The sequence below is a fragment of the Lysinibacillus sp. NPDC095746 genome, from assembly GCF_044763535.1.
Classification (GTDB): domain Bacteria; phylum Bacillota; class Bacilli; order Bacillales_A; family Planococcaceae; genus Lysinibacillus.
This window is the reverse complement of the sequence record NZ_JBIWGL010000029.1, coordinates 1-20,976: the sequence shown is the minus strand read 5'-3', so window position 1 is coordinate 20,976 and position 20,976 is coordinate 1. Positions and strand designations below refer to the sequence as shown.

At 39.1% G+C, this 20,976-nt stretch carries 20 protein-coding genes; 18 read left to right on the top strand and 2 right to left on the bottom strand.

The genetic code is table 11. The features are described 5' to 3' along the window. Positions 1–22: 22 nt before the first annotated feature. From ACIQ7N_RS18765 to ybaK, 18 genes are all read left to right on the top strand, one after another. Positions 23–223, top strand: coding sequence for a DNA-binding protein (locus ACIQ7N_RS18765; protein WP_402934891.1), 201 nt, complete (start codon positions 23–25; stop codon positions 221–223). Between the two features lie 333 nt (positions 224–556). Next, the gene (locus ACIQ7N_RS18760) at positions 557–2,749 is read left to right on the top strand and encodes a DNA topoisomerase III (protein ID WP_402934888.1); all 2,193 of its coding nucleotides are present in this window, start codon (positions 557–559) and stop codon (positions 2,747–2,749) included. Positions 2,750–2,923: 174 nt separating this feature from the next. Beyond that, entirely contained in the window at positions 2,924–3,790 is an 867-nt protein-coding gene (locus tag ACIQ7N_RS18755) for a MurR/RpiR family transcriptional regulator (protein ID WP_402934955.1), read from the top strand. A gap of 5 nt (positions 3,791–3,795) precedes the next feature. Beyond that, complete coding sequence (locus ACIQ7N_RS18750) at positions 3,796–4,911, top strand: M20 peptidase aminoacylase family protein (protein WP_402934885.1); 1,116 nt, start codon at positions 3,796–3,798, stop codon at positions 4,909–4,911. Between the two features lie 22 nt (positions 4,912–4,933). Then, positions 4,934–5,752 carry a GNAT family N-acetyltransferase gene (locus tag ACIQ7N_RS18745; RefSeq protein ID WP_402934882.1) on the top strand — a complete coding sequence of 273 codons (819 nt, stop codon included), beginning with the start codon at positions 4,934–4,936 and terminating at the stop codon, positions 5,750–5,752. Beyond that, positions 5,749–6,855 (top strand): o-succinylbenzoate synthase, encoded by a 1,107-nt coding sequence (gene menC, locus ACIQ7N_RS18740; RefSeq protein ID WP_402934879.1) that lies wholly within the window; start codon positions 5,749–5,751, stop codon positions 6,853–6,855. The genes ACIQ7N_RS18745 and menC overlap by 4 nt, the downstream gene beginning before the upstream one ends. A gap of 105 nt (positions 6,856–6,960) precedes the next feature. Further along, positions 6,961–8,013, top strand: a complete 1,053-nt coding sequence (locus ACIQ7N_RS18735) for a YkvI family membrane protein (RefSeq protein ID WP_402934876.1) — start codon at positions 6,961–6,963, stop codon at positions 8,011–8,013. Between the two features lie 698 nt (positions 8,014–8,711). Further along, the gene (locus tag ACIQ7N_RS18730; protein ID WP_132360612.1) at positions 8,712–9,362 is read left to right on the top strand and encodes a TetR/AcrR family transcriptional regulator; all 651 of its coding nucleotides are present in this window, start codon (positions 8,712–8,714) and stop codon (positions 9,360–9,362) included. Positions 9,363–9,597: 235 nt separating this feature from the next. Beyond that, positions 9,598–10,740, top strand: a complete 1,143-nt coding sequence (locus ACIQ7N_RS18725; protein WP_132360154.1) for an acyl-CoA dehydrogenase — start codon at positions 9,598–9,600, stop codon at positions 10,738–10,740. Positions 10,741–10,770: 30 nt separating this feature from the next. Continuing rightward, positions 10,771–12,405 carry an AMP-binding protein gene (locus ACIQ7N_RS18720; protein ID WP_402934873.1) on the top strand — a complete coding sequence of 545 codons (1,635 nt, stop codon included), beginning with the start codon at positions 10,771–10,773 and terminating at the stop codon, positions 12,403–12,405. 16 nt (positions 12,406–12,421) lie between these two features. Beyond that, entirely contained in the window at positions 12,422–13,780 is a 1,359-nt protein-coding gene (locus tag ACIQ7N_RS18715; protein WP_402934870.1) for an acetyl-CoA carboxylase biotin carboxylase subunit, read from the top strand. 183 nt (positions 13,781–13,963) lie between these two features. Continuing rightward, positions 13,964–14,176 carry an acetyl-CoA carboxylase biotin carboxyl carrier protein subunit gene (locus ACIQ7N_RS18710; protein ID WP_132360160.1) on the top strand — a complete coding sequence of 71 codons (213 nt, stop codon included), beginning with the start codon at positions 13,964–13,966 and terminating at the stop codon, positions 14,174–14,176. A gap of 12 nt (positions 14,177–14,188) precedes the next feature. Further along, the gene (locus ACIQ7N_RS18705; RefSeq protein WP_402934867.1) at positions 14,189–15,106 is read left to right on the top strand and encodes a hydroxymethylglutaryl-CoA lyase; all 918 of its coding nucleotides are present in this window, start codon (positions 14,189–14,191) and stop codon (positions 15,104–15,106) included. Next, positions 15,103–15,885: an enoyl-CoA hydratase gene (locus tag ACIQ7N_RS18700; RefSeq protein WP_132360164.1), complete on the top strand. Its 783-nt coding sequence runs from the start codon at positions 15,103–15,105 to the stop codon at positions 15,883–15,885. Before ACIQ7N_RS18705 ends, ACIQ7N_RS18700 begins: the two co-directional genes overlap by 4 nt. Before the next feature lie 141 nt (positions 15,886–16,026). Beyond that, positions 16,027–17,565 carry an acyl-CoA carboxylase subunit beta gene (locus ACIQ7N_RS18695; protein WP_402934864.1) on the top strand — a complete coding sequence of 513 codons (1,539 nt, stop codon included), beginning with the start codon at positions 16,027–16,029 and terminating at the stop codon, positions 17,563–17,565. A gap of 230 nt (positions 17,566–17,795) precedes the next feature. Beyond that, positions 17,796–18,359 (top strand): VanZ family protein, encoded by a 564-nt coding sequence (locus ACIQ7N_RS18690; RefSeq protein WP_402934861.1) that lies wholly within the window; start codon positions 17,796–17,798, stop codon positions 18,357–18,359. 326 nt (positions 18,360–18,685) lie between these two features. Beyond that, positions 18,686–19,402 carry a hypothetical protein gene (locus ACIQ7N_RS18685; RefSeq protein ID WP_402934859.1) on the top strand — a complete coding sequence of 239 codons (717 nt, stop codon included), beginning with the start codon at positions 18,686–18,688 and terminating at the stop codon, positions 19,400–19,402. A gap of 24 nt (positions 19,403–19,426) precedes the next feature. Next, positions 19,427–19,921: a Cys-tRNA(Pro) deacylase gene (gene ybaK, locus ACIQ7N_RS18680; RefSeq protein WP_402934857.1), complete on the top strand. Its 495-nt coding sequence runs from the start codon at positions 19,427–19,429 to the stop codon at positions 19,919–19,921. Positions 19,922–19,938: 17 nt separating this feature from the next. Here the strand turns inward: ybaK and ACIQ7N_RS18675 are convergent, their stop codons facing one another. Together ACIQ7N_RS18675 and ACIQ7N_RS18670 are read right to left on the bottom strand one after the other, a co-directional pair. Further along, the gene (locus ACIQ7N_RS18675) at positions 19,939–20,085 is read right to left on the bottom strand and encodes a hypothetical protein (protein WP_402934854.1); all 147 of its coding nucleotides are present in this window, start codon (positions 20,083–20,085) and stop codon (positions 19,939–19,941) included. 84 nt (positions 20,086–20,169) lie between these two features. Continuing rightward, complete coding sequence (locus tag ACIQ7N_RS18670; RefSeq protein ID WP_402934851.1) at positions 20,170–20,595, bottom strand: helix-turn-helix domain-containing protein; 426 nt, start codon at positions 20,593–20,595, stop codon at positions 20,170–20,172. Positions 20,596–20,976 lie beyond the last annotated feature (381 nt).

The following is a 20,976-nucleotide window of genomic DNA, read 5'->3' as shown; positions in this document are numbered from 1 at the left end:
TAGGATAGTTGGGTCGTGTGGAATGAAGCAACCAACTGTAAGCGAAATAATAAAAATATTAAAATTAGTTCTTATAAGTGAAATGACAAGGGAAGAAGTTTCCGATTGGGCTACGTTATATGTGATGGCTGATAATCCTAATATTGATGATGAAAATGTTTGGGATTTGCTAATTTTACTTAGTGGAATAGACATATTAGATTCACCGACAACTTATCCATAATGAAGAGGATATAAAAGATTGGATAAAACAAGCAACTGAATACTCATGGAAGTAACGGGTACTTTAGTTAAATATTTGATTTGTGAGATATCAAACAGAGTTGATTCTACACATTTTGTAGATTTACTCTTTTTTTATGTTTTAACAGCAATAATCTTTTAGAAAACAGCCTTAAATTATTCGTCTCCCCAGCTCTGTGGGGAACCTGATCTTACCTAATCAGTTCTCCGGCAATGACTATTATGAAGACTAAGAAGATAGCTCTAACCAATTTCTGCCCCGAACTTATGGTATATTAGACAGTACATAGTTAGTAAAGGAGTACGGGAATATATGGTTAAAAGTGTAGTTATTGCTGAAAAACCTTCAGTGGCACGTGATATTGCAAATGTCTTGAAATGTAATAAAAAGGGGAACGGATTTTTAGAAGGTGACAAATATATAGTTACTTGGGCATTAGGTCATTTAGTGACGTTAGCGGATCCAGAAGCCTACGATAATAAATATAAAACATGGAATTTGGACGACCTTCCAATGTTGCCAGAACGAATGAAGCTAGTCGTGATGAAACAAACAGGTAAGCAATATAATGCAGTTAAATCACAATTAACTCGTAATGATGTCAATGAAATCATTGTGGCTACTGATGCTGGGCGTGAAGGGGAATTAGTTGCTCGATGGATTATTGATAAAGCGAATGTGAAAAAGCCAATTAAACGTTTATGGATTTCATCTGTTACAGATAAAGCGATTAAAGAAGGATTTGCTAATTTAAAACCGGGTAAGAACTACGATAATTTATATGCTGCTGCTGTTGCGCGTTCTGAAGCGGATTGGTATATCGGATTAAACGCGACACGGGCATTAACGACAAGATTTAATGCACAGCTGAATTGTGGCCGTGTGCAAACGCCAACTGTTGCGATTATTGCTGCACGCGAAGATGAAATTAAAAACTTCAAACCACAAACATACTACGGTATTGAAGCACAAACAGATTCATTAAAGCTTACATGGCAAGATGCAAATGGCAATTCACGTAGCTTTAATAAAGAAAAAGTCGACGTTATTGTCAAAGCATTAGGCAAACAAGATGCAAAGATTGTTTCAATTGACCGCAAGCCTAAAAAATCATTTGCCCCAGGTCTTTATGATTTAACAGAATTACAGCGAGATGCCAATAAATTATTTGGTTATTCTGCAAAAGAAACTTTAAATATTATGCAAAAGCTATATGAATCTCATAAAGTGCTGACATACCCTCGTACAGATTCACGCTATTTATCATCTGATATTGTAGGCACATTACCTGAGCGTCTAAAAGCATGTGGCATCGGCGAATATCGTACATTAACGAATAAAATTTTAACAAAGCCGATTAAAGCGAATAAATCATTTGTAGATGACAGTAAAGTATCAGATCACCATGCGATCATTCCAACTGAAGGCTATGTGAACTTATCTGCATTCAATGATAAAGAGCGTAAAATATATGATTTAGTAGTAAAGCGATTTTTAGCTGTATTATTCCCAGCACAAGAATATGAGCAATTAACAGTACAAGCTCAAATCGGTAATGAGAAATTTATTGCCAAAGGGAAAACTGTAACAGTTGCAGGTTGGAAAGAAGTATATCAAAATCGTTTTGAAGATGAAGAATCCACGGATGATGTCAAAGAGCAGCTGCTTCCTCGTTTAGAACAAGGACAAGTATTAAAAACGAAGCTAATTGCTCAAACGTCAGGTCAAACCAAGCCCCCAGCGCGTTTTACAGAGGCAACATTACTATCAGCTATGGAAAATCCTACGAAGTATATGGAAACGAACGATAAGAAACTTGTAGATACGTTGAAATCAACAGGTGGATTAGGGACAGTTGCAACACGAGCAGATATTATTGAGAAGCTCTTTAATTCATTCTTAATCGAAAAACGTGGCGGCAAAGATATTTACATTACATCCAAAGGTCGTCAATTGCTTGATTTAGTTCCTGAAGAATTACGCTCTCCAGCGACAACAGCGGAGTGGGAGCAAAAGCTGGAGCTCATTTCAAAAGGTAAGTTGAAGAAAGATGTGTTCATCAACGAAATGAAAAAGCACACACAAGAAATAGTCGCTGAAATTAAAGCAAGTGATAAAAAATATAAGCATGACAATATTTCAACAAAGTCCTGCCCGGATTGTGGTAAACCAATGCTTGAAGTTAACGGTAAAAAAGGCAAGATGCTTGTCTGCCAAGACCGTGAATGTGGTCATCGTAAAAATGTATCACGCGTCACAAACGCACGATGCCCGCAATGTAAGAAAAAGCTTGAACTACGTGGTGAAGGTGATGGCCAAATCTTCGTATGTAAATGTGGTTATCGCGAAAAGTTATCTGCATTTGAAGCCCGTCGTAAAAAAGAAGGCGGTGGCAAAGTAGATAAGCGCAGTGTGCAGAAATATATGAAACAGCAAGAAAAAGAAGCAGAACCTTTGAACAATGCTTTTGCAGATTTGTTAAAAGGGATGAAGTTTGATGAATAGTTATAAATAAAAAAGCGGGAGTGTTAACTAAATTAACATTCCCGCTTTTTTTTTGCGTAATAAACAGAAATTTCAGAAAATATATTGAATTAAGAAAATAAGTGTGCTACTGTATGTAACATGAAAATGCAGTTTAAGCTTCAAAAAATAAAAATAGAAGGATGAACTTCTTTGATGGATAATCAAACAATTCAACAAGTCATTCAACATAAATATCAGGAGCTTTCAAAGAGTCAGCAAAAGGTAGCGATCTTCATCCTCAAAAATTTGCAGACTGTTGGTGTTCATTCAGCCGCATATGTGGGGGAGAAGGCAGGGGTAAGTGAAACGACGGTTATCCGCTTTTGCTACGCTATCGGATTATCGGGTTATGCTGAGCTACAGCGTGAAATTACGATGCAGCTATTCAATGAAGGAAATACAAGTAGCTTACACAATTATTTGCAATCAAAGCAGGCACTTTTTGTGACCCCACGTTTTTATGAAAAAACGATGGAAAAGGATGCAGCAAGTATTTTAAATGTTGCGAAGAACATTAACGGGGAAGATTTTAATCGTGCTTCCATCCTGCTGCATACGAAGAAAAAAATTTATATTGTCGGGAATGGGTCTTCCCATTTAGCGGCACAATGGTTGTGTTTTACGTTAAATATACTACGTCCTAACGTAGTGCTTTTAGAATTTGAAACTAGTGAAATCATTAGAGCTTTACAAGAAATTGATGAGGATAGTGTAGTCATTATTTTATCGTTCCATCGTTATTTTAAAGAACCGATTCAATTTGCAGCCGAAGTTCAAGAAAAAAATTGCGAGATAATTGGTATTACTGATTCTAAAATTGCACCTATCACGCAATATGCGACGATTACCTTTGTGAATGAACAACAAGAAATGTCTACGATTGATGCAATGCCAGCACTGATTTCATTTTTAAATACATTAATTGCAGGTATGACTGCACAAGATCACGATTATTATGAAAATCAACGCGTAAAATATGATGATTTCCAAAATAGCTTTTTAGCAAATCGATGGAGTTGAATACTATGAATCAAATTTTACAAAACTTACAGCCGAGATTGGCTGATATTTTTACATATTTACATGAGCATCCGGAAATTAGCTGGCAAGAAAAGAAAACAACGCAATACATCGCTGGTTTATTGAAGGAGGCACAGATGGAGCCTCAATTGTTTGAGGATATGACGGGACTGTATGTAGATATTGGTGAAGGAATGCCGAGAGTCGGATTTCGTACGGATATTGATGCTCTATGGCAGGAAGTAGATGGTGAATTTAAGGCTAATCATTCTTGTGGTCATGACGGTCACATGACGATGGCTATTGGGACGGCACTAGTGTTAAAGGATATGGAGCATTCACTCCCAGGTGCAGTACGTATTCTTTTCCAGCCCGCTGAAGAAAAGGCACAGGGCGCTCGTGCATTCGTCGAGAAGGGGCTTATCGATCATTTAGAATACTTATTTGGTGTCCATGTTCGTCCGTTAAAAGAATTAAGGGACGGGACGTATGCTCCAGCATTGTACCACGGTGCTGCAAAGCTTTTTACTGGGGCAATTTTGGGGGAAGAGGCTCATGGTGCACGACCTGAACTCGGCATTAATGCAATTGAAGTAGGGGCTGCATTTGTCGAAGGTTTACAAAAGATCTGGACCGACCCAAATGTCTCTGCTTCAGTCAAAATGACACAATTTAATGCAGGAGGAACCTCGACGAATATTATTCCGGGGAAAGCAACATTTAGCATCGATGCACGAGCACAAACAAATGAAGTAATGCAAACGCTCACGGATGGTATTGAACGTGTCAAAGCATCGATAGAAGTGATGTATGGTGCAAAAATTTCCTTACATGTAGATGCACATATTGTTGCAGCATTAGTGAATGATGAGGCATTACAACATATGAATGCAGCGATTGTTGACGTAGTAGGTGAAAAAGCATGTACTTCACCAGTCGTCACTCCTGGAGGAGAGGATTTTCATTTTTATACGTATGAACGTCCGAACCTGAAAGCAACAATGCTTGGCTTAGGTTGTGGTGTAACACCAGGATTACATCATCCGAACATGACCTTTAATCGAGAGCGGCTTATTACCGGTGTGAACATTATCACGAGAGCTATTTTACGAGCTTTATAGACCCTAAGGAGGAGAGATAGCAATGATTGACATAAGGGAAATAAAGACAATCGAACAGCTGGAGCAAGTTCAGCAATTGGAATATAACGTTTGGGGCATGCCTTCAATCCCTATTCATCAAACTTTAACAGCTGTGAAAAATGGCGGTATCGTTGTTGGGGCCTATGACGGTGATCAATTAGTTGGCTTTAGCTATGGCTTTTCGGGGTTTCGAGAGGGCAAAAGCTATTTATGTTCCCATATGTTAGGGATAGACGAAAATTACCGCTCTCAAGGAATAGGTGAACAATTAAAATATGCCCAGCAAGCTATTGCTATTGATCGGGGCTACGATTTAATGGTGTGGACGTTTGATCCGCTGGAAACACGAAATGGTTTTCTCAATCTGTCCAAATTAAATGGTATTTGTTATACGTATATAGAAAATTGCTACGGTGAAATGCAGGATGGCTTAAATAAGGGACTACCTTCAGACCGTTTTGAGGTGTGTTGGCATATAACCTCTAATTATGTAAGTAAGAATGTTTCAATAGATACGACGGATGCTATACCAGTGGCTAGCTGTGTATTAAATGAACAAGGATTTCTACGTTTAGTTATAACTGAAAATTTAAAATATAAAGAAGGCTTATATACATTGCCTGTACCAAAGGATTTTCAAGCTTTGAAGCTACAAGATCCAGCATTAGCATTGGATTGGCGTTTCAAAACGAGATATTTATTACAACGTCTATTTGCACAAGGCTATGCGGCAGTTCAATTGCAGCAACAAGAATATTATAACGAGTATGTCCTCGTAAAATTAGAAACTTTAGATTTGGAAGGGGTAAAACCAATATGAAAATTACAGAAATCACCATCAGGCATTTGAAAATGAAATTAAAAGAACCATTTACAACAAGCTTTGGCACATTCGAGGATAAAGATTTTTTAGTTTTAGAGGCTAAGGATGAGGCAGGAACAATCGGTTGGGGAGAATCTGTTGCATTCCATTCTCCTTGGTACAACGAGGAAACATTGCAAACGAACTGGCATATGCTAGAGGATTTTTTAATCCCTCTTATTTTAAATAAAGAGCTTCAGCATCCGGATGAGGTTAATGAGCTATTTAAACCAATTCGCAAAAATAATATGGCGAAATCAACAATTGAAGGTGCTATTTGGGATATTTACGCCCAACAGACGAATCAATCGCTGGCGGCAGCACTTGGAGGCAACAAGGATAAAATTGAAGTAGGGGTCAGTATCGGTATTCAAAAAACAATCGAGGACCTCATTGCGTTAGTCGATGGCTTTGTGAATGAAGGCTATAAACGAATGAAAATCAAAATTAAGCCATGCTGGGATGTAGAGGTCATGCGTACATTACGTGAAACGTTCCCTGATGTGGCGTTTATGGCAGATGCAAACTCAGCTTATCGTCTCGAAGATGCTGAAACGCTCAAGCAGTTAGATGCTTTTAATTTAACGATGATCGAACAGCCATTGGCGTCGGATGACATCATTGACCACGCGGCATTACAAAAATTAATCGATACGCCAATCTGCTTAGACGAAAGTATCCATTCGTTAGAAGATGCACGTAAAGCTGTTGAGTTAGGCAGTACTAAAATTATTAACATTAAAATTGGTCGTGTTGGTGGCTTAACAGAAGCGAAGAAAATACATGATTATTGTGAGGCAAATAACATTCCAGTTTGGTGTGGAGGCATGCTAGAGTCTGGTATTGGTCGTGCACATAATGTGGCATTAACTACATTATCGAATTTCATTTTACCTGGAGATACTGCAGGCTCAAGCCGTTATTGGGAAAAAGATATCATCGACCCAGAAGTTGTAGTGAAGGACGGTTATATTGAAGTTCCTCAAAAAGCAGGAATCGGCTATGAAGTGAATAGGGAGACAATCGATTTATTCACAGTAGCACAGAAAATATATAAATAATACGATCTTAGAAAACTATTGGATAGAACTTAAATCATAAGGCGATAACTCCTACGAGGAATCTACCGTCATATGGATTTGAAAAAATAGATAAGCAGGTGGTCTATGAAAAAAAGTTGGCAGATAGGTGGCGCATTTGTAGGACTAATCGTTGGTGCTGGCTTTGCATCAGGACAAGAAATTATGCAATATTTTACGAGCTTTGGTCTTTACGGGATAGCAGGAGGAATAGTCGCAACAATTGCATTTGCTTTTTTAGGGATGAGTCTAGCACAATTAGGAGCGGATTCACAAACGACCTCTCATAAAGAGGTTATTTATCAAATTGGTGGACGGTATGTTGGGGTGCTATTAGATATTGTCATTACATTCTTCTTATTTGGCGTTGCGGTTGTTATGTTTGCTGGTTCGGGGTCTACATTCGAGCAAATGTTTAATATAAATCCGATGATTGGTAGTATTTTTATGGTCATCATTACGATTTTAACATTGCTATTAAATGTAAAAAACATTATTAATATAATAGCTTTAGTGACGCCCTATTTAATGGGAATCGTTTTTATTATATTAATTTATTCTATTTTCACGATGGACTTAACAATTGCCGAACAGAATGTGTTAGCACAGGAGCAAACATCTGCGTCTTCTAATTGGATATTGGGCGCACTTCTCTATGTATCTTATAACATAGCTGCTGGTACTGCGATGTTAATTGTTATGGGGGGAACGGTAAAAGAGCGCAAGATTGCCGGTTTAGGTGGTCTTCTTGGTGGCGTCATGCTCGGTGTTTTAATCATACTTATTAATATTGCTTTGTTCGTTAAAATGGATATAGTTGGTGGGACAGCAATGCCAACATTAGAGCTAGCAAAACAAATTCATCCTGTAGTAGGTATTTTAATGTCTATTGCTCTATTAGGTATGATGTACAATACGGCTGTAGGAATGCTTTATGCATTTACAGTACGTTTTATAGCGCCTGACCATAAAAGCTTTAAATTGGGTATTGTGGTAATAGGCTTAATAGGCTTTGTCGCGAGTTTAGTAGGGTTCACGACTTTAGTTGGAAAGGTATATTCAACAATGGGGTATTTAGGCTTTGCACTAATCGTAGCTATTATCATCTCGTGGCTACGTAAAATACCAAAAGCTTCCTAATTATATTTTTGAGATTCTCTAGTGTTTTTATACAGCGCTAGGGAATTTTTTTGGATCTTAGTAATGAAAACAAGTTGATGATCATACAGTAATTGTATGTTTTTTAATCAGCAAATGTTTAATGTAACGTAAGTGAAACGACTGTTACAAATCTTTCTTGAAGCTACAGAACATTCCCATTTCAGTAGGTGATGAGATACTGAATAAAGATAAAACCTCCAAACGCAAAGCGACAGCGGCCAATTACACCAAGGCGAAATAAATTCGTGGGGATTTTAAAAATTCTGCTTTGCGTAAAATTAATTCTCGTATTTCCAAATAAAATCTATCTCGGTGCTAGACACTAATTTTTGTGAATGCTATATTAATAGTGTCATAGTTTTTTTATAATTAAGAAAAATCAGGTTTCGACACCGATAGATGGGATGGCATTTTATACGATATACGTAAGTTGATTGGAGGGTTGGACGATTTCTTGGGGATCAGCGTCACAGATGAAACCCTGGGAGCGAGCATCGCGAGTGAAGCGGTTCATCGGACGCCCCAAGAAAGCTTTGCTCCGTAGTGAAAGTGAAGCGTGAGCTACTAAAGCGCCCAGCTGGAACGGAAATCAACAACACATTATGGTGATGACTCAAACTTTTTCTAGTTATAAAGAGTGATGGAGTAAAGAGTTATAAGAAGGATGATAGATGCCTATGGTAAAGAAAACATTAAAACAACGCATTGTTGACGCTTCTGTAGTGCTATTTCAGCAAGATGGCTATCACAATGTCACTGTTGATCGCATTGTTGAATATATTGGTGCATCAAAGGGTGGATTTTATCATAATTTTAAATCGAAAGATGAGTTGTTGTATGAAATTCACGATGTATTTATTTCCTATGTTATTAAACAATCACAGGAGGCATATGACAAATACGATACACCGATTACACGTTTATGTGCAATGCTGCAAACACTGACTCAAGTATTTGATGTGTATCAAGCACATATTACTGTTTTTTATGAGGAAAGTCGTGCCTTGCCAGAGGAATATAGTGAAATTATTCATAATAAACGAGATCAATATCGGGATATTTTACAAAAAGTCATAGAGGAAGGCCAGCAAACAAAGGATTTTCGTACAGAACTACCTTGTACTATTGTAACGATGGCTATTGTTGGGATGATTAACTGGACATACAAATGGTTTAAGCAATCAGGCCCTTTAACAATGGAGGAAATTACAGAAGTATTTACGGATATGGTATTGCGTGCGATTGTCACTGAACAAGCAATGGAAGAAGCCGTTCAATTTATGGTCAAGGAGAAGCCAGAAGCAAAAACTGGTTTTATTAATAGTTAAAACAAACCGACTAGTCGGTATCAACTTCTTTCAATGGGTATTTAAACACCAGTTGAAATAGAGGAACTCAATCTCAAACCGCCACGTCCTGTGGCAACGACTGAGTGACCAACATCACGTTGGCCAAAAGCCTCGTCCGATTCCGGATGCTATTATGACGAGGTATAATTGATTTTTTGCAACTGTCATCTGAACGAAATCCGCTATGGCACATTAAACATTAGGGGGACTGGGGATGAACTTTGAACTAACGAAAGAGCAAGCAATGATTCGAGACATGGTGCGTGATTTTGCTGAAAATGAAATTAAACCGTATGCTCGTGAGGTTGACGAGACATCGACGATGAGAATAGAGAGCTTTAACAAGATGGCAGAGCTAGGCTTATTAGGTATTCCATTTCCTGAAGAGTATGGTGGTTCAGGCGGAGATACTGTTTCCTACGCACTTGCTGTTGAAGAAATCGGTCGTGCGTGTGGTGGCACCGGATTAAGCTATGCAGCAGCAGTTAGCTTAGGTGCTTCGCCTATTTATAATTTCGGTACCGAGGAGCAAAAGCAAGAATGGCTTGTTCCGTTAGCGAAGGGAGAAACATTAGGTTCGTTTGGTCTAACAGAGCCTAATGCCGGTTCAGATGCTGGTGGGACACGTACAACAGCTGTAATTGATGGTGATGATTACATCATTAATGGTGAAAAATGCTGGATCACAAATGCTGGCCATGCACGTCAAGTTATTGTGACTGCAGTGACAGGTAAACGTGAGGATGGTAAAAAAATCATCTCAGCTATCATTGTACCGACTAATACTCCTGGCGTAACGATCAACTGCAATTACGACAAAATGGGCGTACGTGGCTCCAATACATGTGAGATTATTTTGCAAAATGTTCGTGTACCAAGGGCTAATCTTTTAGGGGATGAAAAACGCGGATTTAGCCAATTTTTAAATACTTTAGACGGAGGCCGTATTTCCATAGCAGCATTATCAGTAGGAATTGCACAGGCAGCTTATGAGAAATCATTAAAATACGCAAAAGAACGTGAACAATTTGGTGCACCAATTTCAAAACTTCAGGCAATACAGTTTAAATTGGCCGATATGGCAATGGAGATAGAGCTTGCACGTACGTTAGTACATAAGGCGGCATGGCTTAAAGATCAAAAGAAACCGTTCGGGAAGGAAGCGGCAATGGCAAAATTATTTGCTTCTGAAATGGGCTTCCGAACTTGTAATCAAGCCATTCAAATTCACGGCGGTTCAGGCTATATGAAAGAATATGACGTAGAGCGTCATCTGCGTGACATTAAGTTAATGGAAATCGGTGAAGGAACGTCTGAAATTCAACGTCTCGTTATTTCTCGTTTAATAGGCTGTTAATCATCTTAGGTAGCTAAAAGGAGGATTTTCATGGCGGAACTTGTGTATCAAACTATTGGTCAATTGCTAGATGAACAAGCGGAAAAGTATCCACAGCGGGAAGCATTAGTGTATGCAGACAGGGATTTACGGATGACCTACGAGGAGCTCAATCGGCAAAGTCGTTTAGTAGCTAGAGGGTTAATGGCTCTGGGAATAGAGAAGGGCGAGCATATTGCAGTGTGGACGACCAATGTCCCGGAATGGGTACAGCTGCAATTTGGTACAGGTAAAATGGGTGCTCCGATCGTCACTGTCAACACGAATTATCGCTCAAGCGAGTTGGAATATTTATTGAAGCAATCCGATGCAAAAACGATTTTTCTAATTGAAAATTATCGAGACCATTCTTTTATGAATACACTGCAAGAGTTATGTCCAGAGCTTGAACATTGTGAACCGGGTAATTTGCAATCAAAGCGACTGCCTTTATTGAAAAATGTTATTTTAATTGGCGAGACAAAATACCCCGGAGTGCTAAACTGGTCGGATGTGTTATCGGCTGCAAAGCAAATAACAGAGGAGCAATTAGATCAAAGGCAGCAAGAGCTTCATTATGATGATGTTATTAATGTTCAATATACTTCGGGAACAACAGGTTTTCCAAAAGGTGTTATGTTAACGCATTATAACTTAGTCAATAATGCGATTAATATTGCAGAATGTATGGGTTTAACTTTCGAAGATCGCTTATGCATCCCTGTTCCATTCTTCCATTGCTTTGGCTGTGTAATTGGAACATTAGCCATTACGACTAGTGGAGGGACGATGGTACCAGTTCAGGAATTTTCAGCTACTGAAGTGCTACAAGCAGTTGAAAAAGAGAAATGTACAGCGTTACATGGTGTACCAACGATGTTTATTAGCGAACTTAATTTACCGAATTTTTCGTCTTTTGATCTATCAACGTTACGCACTGGAGTAATGGCAGGCTCTAATTGTCCTATTGAGGTAATGAAAGCCGTGATCGACAAAATGGGCATGAAGGATGTTACTATCTGCTACGGACAAACAGAAGCCTCTCCTGTTATTACGCAAACGAGAGCAGATGATCCGCTATTGTTAAAGGTAGAAACCGTTGGTCGTGCATTACCGAATTTGGAAGTTAAAATCATCGTACCTGGTACAGACGAAGAAGCTGCGCCGAATGAGCAAGGGGAACTATGTACGAGAGGCTACCACGTCATGAAAGGTTACTATAAAAACGAAGAAGAAACGCTTCTTGCAATTGATGGGGCTGGTTGGCTGCATACCGGGGATTTGGCAACGATGGATGAGGCGGGCTATGTACGTGTAACAGGGCGTTTAAAAGATATGATTATTCGCGGTGGTGAAAATATATCTCCTCGGGAAATTGAAGAATTTCTTTACACACACCCGAAAATTGCAGATGTACAGGTTGCAGGTGTTCCTGATCCTGTTTATGGAGAGGAAGCGGCAGCTTGGATCATTTTGCGTGAAGGAGAGCAGGCAACAGAGGAAGAAATTCGGGATTATTGTCGGGATAAAATATCTAGACATAAAATACCACGACATATTTTCTTTATCGACGACTATCCGATGACTGCATCAGGAAAAGTTCAAAAGTATAGATTACGAGAGAGTTTTGTTCCAGCAGTGAAGTAAGAAGGGGGCCGGTGTTATGTTCAAAAAGGTATTAATTGCAAATCGCGGAGAGATAGCAAGACGTGTTATTAGAACATGTAAACGACTAAATGTTCAAACAGTTGCGGTGTATTCCGAGGCAGACGCTGAAAGCTTACATGTTAAGGAAGCGGATGAGGCGTTCTGTATCGGGAAACCACCTGTTGCACACAGTTATTTAAATATTGATCGTATTCTTGAAGTAGCGAAGGAAAGCGGTGCTGAAGCTGTTCATCCAGGCTATGGCTTATTATCAGAAAACGCTGAGTTTGCTAAACGTTGTACAGAGGCGGGCTTAGTTTTCATTGGGCCAAGCGCGGACGTGATTGCTTCGATGGGGAGTAAATTAGAAGCCCGAAAAACAATGAAGGCAGCAGGTGTACCAATTGTTGAAGGCGTAGAGGCACCGGTGAAAGATGTAACAGAAGCTATTGAAATTGCTTCCGGTCTAGGCTATCCGATTATGTTAAAAGCTTCTGCTGGCGGTGGGGGCATCGGGATGCAGCTCGTAGAAAATGCAGAGGAATTGGCGAAAGCCTTTGAGGGAAATCAAAAGCGTGCACAGTCATTCTTTGGTGATGGCACGATGTATATGGAACGATTTATTGCTAATCCTCATCACGTTGAGGTACAAATTATTGCGGATTACAATGGCAATGTCGTACCGCTATTTGAGCGCGAGTGCTCGATTCAACGCAGAAATCAAAAAGTAGTTGAGGAAGCACCATCTCCTTTCATTTCTGAAGAAACAAGAAAAAGTATGCTAGATGCTTCCGTCAAGGCAGTTCAGCATATTGGCTATGTGAATGCTGGCACGATTGAGTATTTAGTAGATGCAGAGCAAAACTTTTATTTCTTAGAGATGAATACGCGCTTACAGGTTGAACATCCGGTAACTGAGGAAATTACGAATCTAGATCTTGTAGAGGAGCAATTAAAGATTGCGGCACAACAACCATTAGCATTTACGCGCGATAGTATAGAAAGAAAAGGGCATGCGATTGAAGTACGCATCTACGCCGAAAATCCTTCGACCTTTTTCCCTTCTCCAGGTACAATCACGGCTTTTGAATTACCAACAGGTGAAGGTATTCGCCATGAATGTGGCGTAGAGGCTGGCACTTCGGTAACACCTTTTTACGATCCGATGATTAGCAAATTAGTTGTGTGGGGAGAAACACGAGCAATTGCGTGTGAACGACTTATTGAGGCACTTAAAGCATATAAAATAGAAGGAATTCAAACAAATATTCCAATGCTACTAAAAACAGTCACACATGAACAATTTTTAAAGGGCTATACAACAACTAAATTTGTAGATGAATATTATTTACCTCAATTAGCAGAGACAAAATAAAACGTCTGGACGAATTGTTTATTTGTGCGAAAGCGAAGCGCCAGCAACAAATGTATTCTGTGCGAAAGCGAAGCGACAGCAACAACAACAATTACGCCAAGGCGAAAATGATAAAAGCATTCGCACTTAAATATTAGTGCGAATGCGTTATCAGTACATTCATAATATTTGGAGGGATTTACAATGGCAACAGTTAAAGCGAGCATGGCAGGAACAGTATGGAAAATTGTTGTAGCTGAGGGCGAGAAAGTTACAGCGGGACAAGATGTGGCAATTTTAGAGTCGATGAAAATGGAGATTCCTATTGAAGCAGAGGAAGATGGCGTAGTCACAAAAATCATTGCGAACGAAGGGGATTTCATTAACGTTGATGATGATATTTTAGAAATTGAATAAGGAGGCTTCTTTATGCAGCTACCGAAGCATGTCACGTTAAAGGAAGTAGGGCCTCGTGACGGTTTGCAAAATGAGAAAACGCACCTTGCAACTACCGATAAAGTACAATTAGTAAATTTACTTAGTCAAACTGGATTGAATTATATTGAGGTAACTTCTTTTGTGCATCCGAAGTGGATTCCACAGCTGGCTGATGCAGTGGAGGTTCTTCAGAGCATTAAACGCCAAAAAGATATCACATATGCGGCACTCGTTCCGAACATGCGTGGCTTAGAACGTGCATTGCAGGCTGAAATAGATGAAGTAAGCGTATTTATGTCAGCAAGCGAAAGCCATAATCAAAGTAATATTAATAAAACGATTAATGAAACATTTCCGATACTACAGGAAGTTGTGGTAGGGGCAAAGGCAGCGCATAAAAACGTACGAGGCTATATCTCAACGGTAATTGGGTGCCCGTATGAAGGCTACATACAACCAGAAAAGGTTTTGCGAGTAACAGAAAAATTATTAGAAATGGGCGTCGATGAAATTTCGCTCGGTGACACGATTGGTGTTGGTGTACCGACACAGGTGGAAAATCTGTTAGAAGAATTGCTAAAAAGATATCCTGCAGAACATTTCGCGATGCATTTTCATGATACACGTGGCACAGCGCTAGCGAATATTGTTCAATCTTTAAAAATGGGCATTACGAAGTTTGATAGTGCGCTTGGTGGACTTGGCGGCTGTCCGTATGCCAAAGGAGCATCAGGTAATGTAGCTACGGAAGATTTACTGTATTTATTACATGAAATGGGTATTACAACGGGTGTAGAGCTCAATAAAGTGCTAGAGGCTGCGCTATTTATTGAACAGAAACTAGGGAAGGCCGTTGCCTCTAAACAAATGGCGATTGCCCGTAATGAAAGGAGTGCGAGTCAATTATGACGCAGCTCGTTCGTTTTGAATTATTAGATGGTAGCATTGGGCTTATTACACTTTCCAGACCTGAAGCTGCAAATGCAATGTCTGTACAACTACTCCAAGAACTGAGCACGACACTCGACAACATAAACGGTGATCCGGCAGTGCGAGTCGTTTTACTAACGGGGGCAGGGGAAAAAGCCTTTTGCGCCGGAGCAGATTTAAAAGAACGTAAAGGGATGCCGGACCGACAAGTAAAGCAAATTGTGCAATTAATCGGTGCCACAGTGGCAAAAGTAGAAGCACTCGCCCAACCAGTTATCGCCGTACTAAATGGTGTTGCTTTCGGTGGCGGACTCGAACTAGCGTTAGCCTGTGATTTACGTCTTGCAGCTGCACATGCAAAGATTGGCCTTACGGAAACATCTCTCGGCATCATCCCAGGTGCAGGAGGCACACAACGACTTCCAAGACTAATTGGCATTGGAAAAGCGAAGGAATTAATTTATACAGCACGTCGACTAAATGCAGAGGAAGCTAGAAGCTACGGTATTGTGGAGTATGTTCATGAAGGACATGAAGTACTAGAAAAGGCTCAGCAGCTTGCGCTCGAAATGGCAAAAAATGCTCCACTTTCTTTAGTACAGGCGAAAATCGCCATGAATCAAGGAGTTGAAGTAGATTTAGCTACGGGCTTAAAAATCGAATCACTTGCATATAATGCTCTGATTCCTACAGAAGATCGATTAGAGGGCTTACTTGCTTTCCAAGAAAAACGAACACCGCAATACTTAGGGAAATAAAAGCTCGATAGATCTTGAATGGTTTTAAAGTAGGAATTTTAAAACAATGAAATCCAAACATATCGTTTAAATTCTCAGCACAGAAGTAAAGTTATACAAAGTGCTAAGGCGTAACCGAATGGGCAAAAGGAGGAATTAAATATGAGCAATGTACCGACAGAAAATACGACTAAAACAATGAAGGAACAAATTTTAGCAGGCGGTCTGCCAAAATACCACGATAAAAACGCGCAGCAAGGAAAATTATTTGTACGTGAACGACTCGAATTATTATTAGATGATGGGCTGCAATCAGAGGATGGCTTGTACGCAAACTGCTTAGCCGGTGACTTACCGGCAGATGGCGTTGTAACAGGAATCGGTAAAATCCATGGCCGTACCGTTTGTGTATTAGCAAACGACTCGACGATTAAAGCTGGCTCTTGGGGTAAACGTACAGTAGAAAAAATGATTCGTATTCAAGAAACAGCTGAAAAGTTAAATTGCCCATTACTGTATCTAGTCGATTCGGCAGGTGCACGTATTACTGATCAATTAGAAATGTTTCCTGGCCGACGAGGAGCAGGACGTATTTTTTATAATCAGGTAAAACTATCAGGTAAAATCCCTCAAATATGCTTACTGTTTGGACCTTCTGCAGCAGGAGGTGCATATATCCCTGCATTCTGCGATATTGTAGTTATGGTAGAGGGCAATGCATCGATGTATTTAGGATCCCCACGTATGGCGGAAATGGTTATTGGTGAGAAGGTAGATTTGGAAACGATGGGTGGAGCGAAAATGCACTGTTCCATTTCCGGTTGTGGAGATGTGCTTGCTAAAACCGAGCAGGAAGCAATTGCCTATGCGCGTAAATATTTGAGCTACTTCCCGAACAATTATGCAGAGCGCGGTAAAGTAGAGGCTCCAAAGCCACCAGCTACATTTGATAAATCGATTGAAGAGCTAATACCAAAAAATCAAAACGTTCCTTTTGATATGTATAAGCTAATTGACCGTATTATAGATGAAAATACGTTTTGTGAAGTGAAAAAATTATTCGCTCCAGAATTAATTACAGGACTAGGACGCATTAATGGGCAATCCGTTGGAATTATCGCTAATCAACCGCGCGTAAAGGGTGGCGTTTTGTTCCACGATTCAGCTGATAAAGCAGCTAAGTTCATTTCACTTTGTGATGCGTTTAATATTCCGCTTCTTTTCCTTGCAGATGTACCAGGCTTTATGATTGGTACGCAAGTTGAAAAAGCTGGGATTATACGCCATGGTGCGAAAATGATTTTCGCCATGAGCGAGGCAACAGTCCCTAAATTAACGGTCATTGTTCGTAAGGCATACGGTGCAGGGCTGTATGCAATGGCAGGTCCTGCTTTTGAGCCAGACTGCTGTATTGCGCTTTCTAACGCGCAAATTGCTGTAATGGGCCCTGAGGCAGCGGTCAACGCAGTATATGCAAATAAAATCGCTGAACTTCCAAAAGAGGAGCAAGCGCACTTTATTGCAGAGAAACGCAAGGAATATCAAGAGGAGATCGATGTCTATCGACTAGCTTCAGAGCTCATCATTGACGATGTTATTGAGCCAAATGATTTACGAAAAGCACTTGAATCACGTTTAGAGCTGTATATGTCAAAATATTTATTATTCTCGGAGCGTAAACATGGAGTAAATCCAGTATAAAGTCTGAAAGAATGCTGTCTCAGTTTAATTGAGGCAGCTTTTTTTGCATCACTAAAAGCCGAGGATTGTATTTTTTTCTTTTCTAATTGACTCTGGACAAACGTATAGTAAAGGGGGATAAAGTATCTAGTATGATTTAAAACGCTTCACCCATCTTCTTATTGCCACTTGCATGGGGAAGGGAGGCATATTAAAATTATGAGAGGATACAGGAGGTAGGTCGTATAGGCATGACAAAAAATAATTTACAGGGTAGTGCCAAGCTACCGTTACCTTATCGTTCATTGATAGATACATATTATTTACCAATCAAGATAATAGGTTGGATATTTTTTTGTATTTATTCTGTAATAGCTTTTTATAAACTAGTTATTGATCGACTAGTGAATGTAATTATTATTTTATTTAATGGCGAATATTCCCTAGACGAATTAGGGCTGTTTGATTATAGTGACTGGCGTTTAACCACAAATTTTATTCCCTTTGATACAATTCTTCGCTATATAAATTACTCTCAGTATTTTAATTTAGATATCATTATTATTAATTTACTAGGCAATTTATTGATATTTACCCCAATGGGCTTTTTACTTCCATTATTATCAAAAAGGTTTCGGAAAGCGCGGACAGTTATTTGGGCAGGCTTTTTCTCTAGTCTAGCGGTAGAAACAATCCAGTTTATTTTTACGGTTGGGTCGGCTGATATTGATGATTTAATGTTAAATACACTCGGCGCATGGCTTGGTTACTTAGCCTATAAAAGTATACTCATTAAGCCTAAAAAAGACAGATAGAAACAGTCCTTGTGATGGGGCTGTTTTTTTAGTGGTGAATTAACACCATTTATAAAGTGGTAACGATAATAAAATTTATTGAAATTAAATATTGAAATACTAAATGAATATAATATCGAGGAATCAGTTAGGTCTTTGTATCTATTTCATTGAAAGTGAAATATTTCTTTAGGAGCTTAGTATTAATTTGCTCTTGAATTTGGTAAAGAAAATTCCGATAATTAGGGTACAGAAACTATTCTGAAGGAATAGATAAAGTTAATAGAGGAAATTATCATATCTATTAGTTAACTTGCATATTAAATAAGAAAGCCGAGGTGAATCATATGAAACTATCTAGTTTAATTGAACAAGAAAGAATATCATCATACTATAATCGTAAAAAGATTTTACAGCGAAAACAAGCTGGTGATGCGTATCGAAAAAGTGCACTGTATTTTCCTCCAAAGAAAAATCCGTTATTGCTTGAGCTAGAAAATTTACTTTTAGGGCATACAGACCAAGAACTCTTTGAGCAACAAAAAGAGGCGTCCAAAGAGGTCACACCTCAACAGCAAGCAATCATTCAAGATATGCAACAGACGAAAAATGTGCTCGCCCATGAGCAAATGCAGCATTATTCACAAGTAGAGCGTGTAAATGAGGAAGCGCCTATAGTAGATGATGCAAATGCCAAGGAAACGTTACAAATTTTAGAGCGGGTGCGGAATACTGCGCTGGGACCCGCGCAGCCATCACCACAGGATTTACGTGTAGCGGCAAGTGCAAATATACAGCACATGCAAGCGCAATTAAATGGTCAAGAGGTAGATGACAGTGAGCCAGCTTTTGTACGTGAAGATATTGAAGTCAAAGTACCAGAACGTTTTTCGAAGGAATTGAAATTAGATCCATTTGTAGATACAATTTTCGGTAAGAGTTATGCGGAGGCATACAAGGTGCGAACATATAAACACGCTTCTGAAAAGTATGCCACTCATATTCAAATGGCAAAAGACGGCTATCGACCGAGTAATGACTCCATGATCTCCATGATAGCCTAATGCTGCAGATGGGGGATTTTTGATATGGCAAAAGCAAAGCATGCGAAAACAAATGCGATAAGATTATTGGAGCAACAAAAAATACCATTCGAAGTAATTGAATATGAGATTGGTGATGGCCAAGTTGACGGAATTTCGGTTGCTGAAAAAATTGGTCACCCAGTTGCACGTGTTTTCAAAACATTAGTAGCAAAGGCAAGTGCACAAAAGCTTTTTGTATTTGTTATTCCTGTAGCAGATGAGCTTGATTTAAAAGCAGCTGCAAAGGTTGTAGGAGAGAAAAAAATCGACATGCTCCCGGTCAAGGAGTTACTTGGCTATACAGGCTATGTGCGAGGCGGATGCTCTCCAGTCGGCATGAAGAAGCTTTATCCAACTGTCATCGATTCGTCGGCCCAAGAGCAAGGAAATATTATAGTGAGTGCCGGGAAAATCGGTATGCAAATCCACCTACAGCTAGATGATTTAGTCGCTGTGACAAAAGCAAATATTGCATCAATCACTACTACCCAAGAATGAAATGCTGGGTAGTTTTTTTATTCAGTGGTAAACGGCTCGGCACAGAAGGAGATAACTGTTACTATTAATTCTAAATATAAAGGATACTTTAAAAATTCATTTGTTGAATAGCCCAATAAATAAGGCATACCTAAAAACATCATTACTATACCAATTGTAAACAAAGCAATCCCAACTTTTTTACCATACATCTCCCTCCAAACTTAAGCTAATGTTAACTGACCTGCATCACAGGCATAATTGCGTGTTTAATTAAAAAATTTGTTCTTGTTATTTTTGATGTAGCTAATGACAATTGCAAAGTAAATAACAGCTATGAGATTAATGATACTTAATGTAAGACCTGATGGTTCGGACCAGGGAAGTACAAAAAGCCAAAATACTACTAAAATTGAACTCAGTACATATATCCATTTGAATAGATATGTCATTGTTAATACCCTCTCTTCTTCTTTGATGCTTGTAGCTTTCAAGGAATTGTCTCCTTTCATTAATTCGTCAATACTAATATTGAATAAATCACTTAATGCACTAAGCGTTTCAATATTGGGGTAACCTTTTTCAAGCTCCCATTTAGAAACGGATTGTCTGCTAAAGTTTAATTTAATGGCTAATTCTTCTTGTGATAAATTATGCTTTAAGCGTTCTTCTTTTAGCTTTTTATAGAAGGCCATGATTTCAGCTCCTGTCATTTTATTTTTACTATAGCTCATCGCAAAGTAGAATGATGTAATCTAAGAGTAGCAAACAGTTGAAACAGATGGTTGCTACTTACTCAATTAGGCACTTTTGGTGAAAATAAATAGTTTTAGAATACTGAAAATGGGTTCTTTTTGTTTGCCGTAATAATTCGACTTTATTTTGGGTATCCCTTTTTTTACTATCTCGTTAGCCATCCATGTAGCGCAAAAACCAGCGCTACACCACAGAAGATGAAAATGTACTCAGAACGGGTATTGTATACTACGGCTGGGAGAGGAAGGTCGATAAACTATGGTGCCTTGAGCCCTTCCGTTAGTCTGACTCCAACGACCACGGTGTATCACTGACTGTCG

Bases quoted from the DNA above. Each gene is read 5' to 3' on its own strand.
- ACIQ7N_RS18755 (WP_402934955.1), top strand. From the start codon at position 2,924: ATGGATAATCAAACAATTCAACAAGTCATTCAACATAAATATCAGGAG.
- ACIQ7N_RS18750 (WP_402934885.1), top strand. From the start codon at position 3,796: ATGAATCAAATTTTACAAAACTTACAGCCGAGATTGGCTGATATTTTT.
- ybaK (WP_402934857.1), top strand. From the start codon at position 19,427: ATGGCAAAAGCAAAGCATGCGAAAACAAATGCGATAAGATTATTGGAG.
- menC (WP_402934879.1), top strand. From the start codon at position 5,749: ATGAAAATTACAGAAATCACCATCAGGCATTTGAAAATGAAATTAAAA.
- ACIQ7N_RS18700 (WP_132360164.1), top strand. From the start codon at position 15,103: ATGACGCAGCTCGTTCGTTTTGAATTATTAGATGGTAGCATTGGGCTT.
- ACIQ7N_RS18720 (WP_402934873.1), top strand. From the start codon at position 10,771: ATGGCGGAACTTGTGTATCAAACTATTGGTCAATTGCTAGATGAACAA.
- ACIQ7N_RS18710 (WP_132360160.1), top strand. From the start codon at position 13,964: ATGGCAACAGTTAAAGCGAGCATGGCAGGAACAGTATGGAAAATTGTT.
- ACIQ7N_RS18695 (WP_402934864.1), top strand. From the start codon at position 16,027: ATGAGCAATGTACCGACAGAAAATACGACTAAAACAATGAAGGAACAA.
- ACIQ7N_RS18725 (WP_132360154.1), top strand. From the start codon at position 9,598: ATGAACTTTGAACTAACGAAAGAGCAAGCAATGATTCGAGACATGGTG.
- ACIQ7N_RS18760 (WP_402934888.1), top strand. From the start codon at position 557: ATGGTTAAAAGTGTAGTTATTGCTGAAAAACCTTCAGTGGCACGTGAT.
- ACIQ7N_RS18745 (WP_402934882.1), top strand. From the start codon at position 4,934: ATGATTGACATAAGGGAAATAAAGACAATCGAACAGCTGGAGCAAGTT.
- ACIQ7N_RS18670 (WP_402934851.1), bottom strand. From the start codon at position 20,595: ATGGCCTTCTATAAAAAGCTAAAAGAAGAACGCTTAAAGCATAATTTA.
- ACIQ7N_RS18715 (WP_402934870.1), top strand. From the start codon at position 12,422: ATGTTCAAAAAGGTATTAATTGCAAATCGCGGAGAGATAGCAAGACGT.
- ACIQ7N_RS18690 (WP_402934861.1), top strand. From the start codon at position 17,796: ATGACAAAAAATAATTTACAGGGTAGTGCCAAGCTACCGTTACCTTAT.
- ACIQ7N_RS18730 (WP_132360612.1), top strand. From the start codon at position 8,712: ATGGTAAAGAAAACATTAAAACAACGCATTGTTGACGCTTCTGTAGTG.
- ACIQ7N_RS18705 (WP_402934867.1), top strand. From the start codon at position 14,189: ATGCAGCTACCGAAGCATGTCACGTTAAAGGAAGTAGGGCCTCGTGAC.
- ACIQ7N_RS18765 (WP_402934891.1), top strand. From the start codon at position 23: ATGAAGCAACCAACTGTAAGCGAAATAATAAAAATATTAAAATTAGTT.
- ACIQ7N_RS18685 (WP_402934859.1), top strand. From the start codon at position 18,686: ATGAAACTATCTAGTTTAATTGAACAAGAAAGAATATCATCATACTAT.
- ACIQ7N_RS18735 (WP_402934876.1), top strand. From the start codon at position 6,961: ATGAAAAAAAGTTGGCAGATAGGTGGCGCATTTGTAGGACTAATCGTT.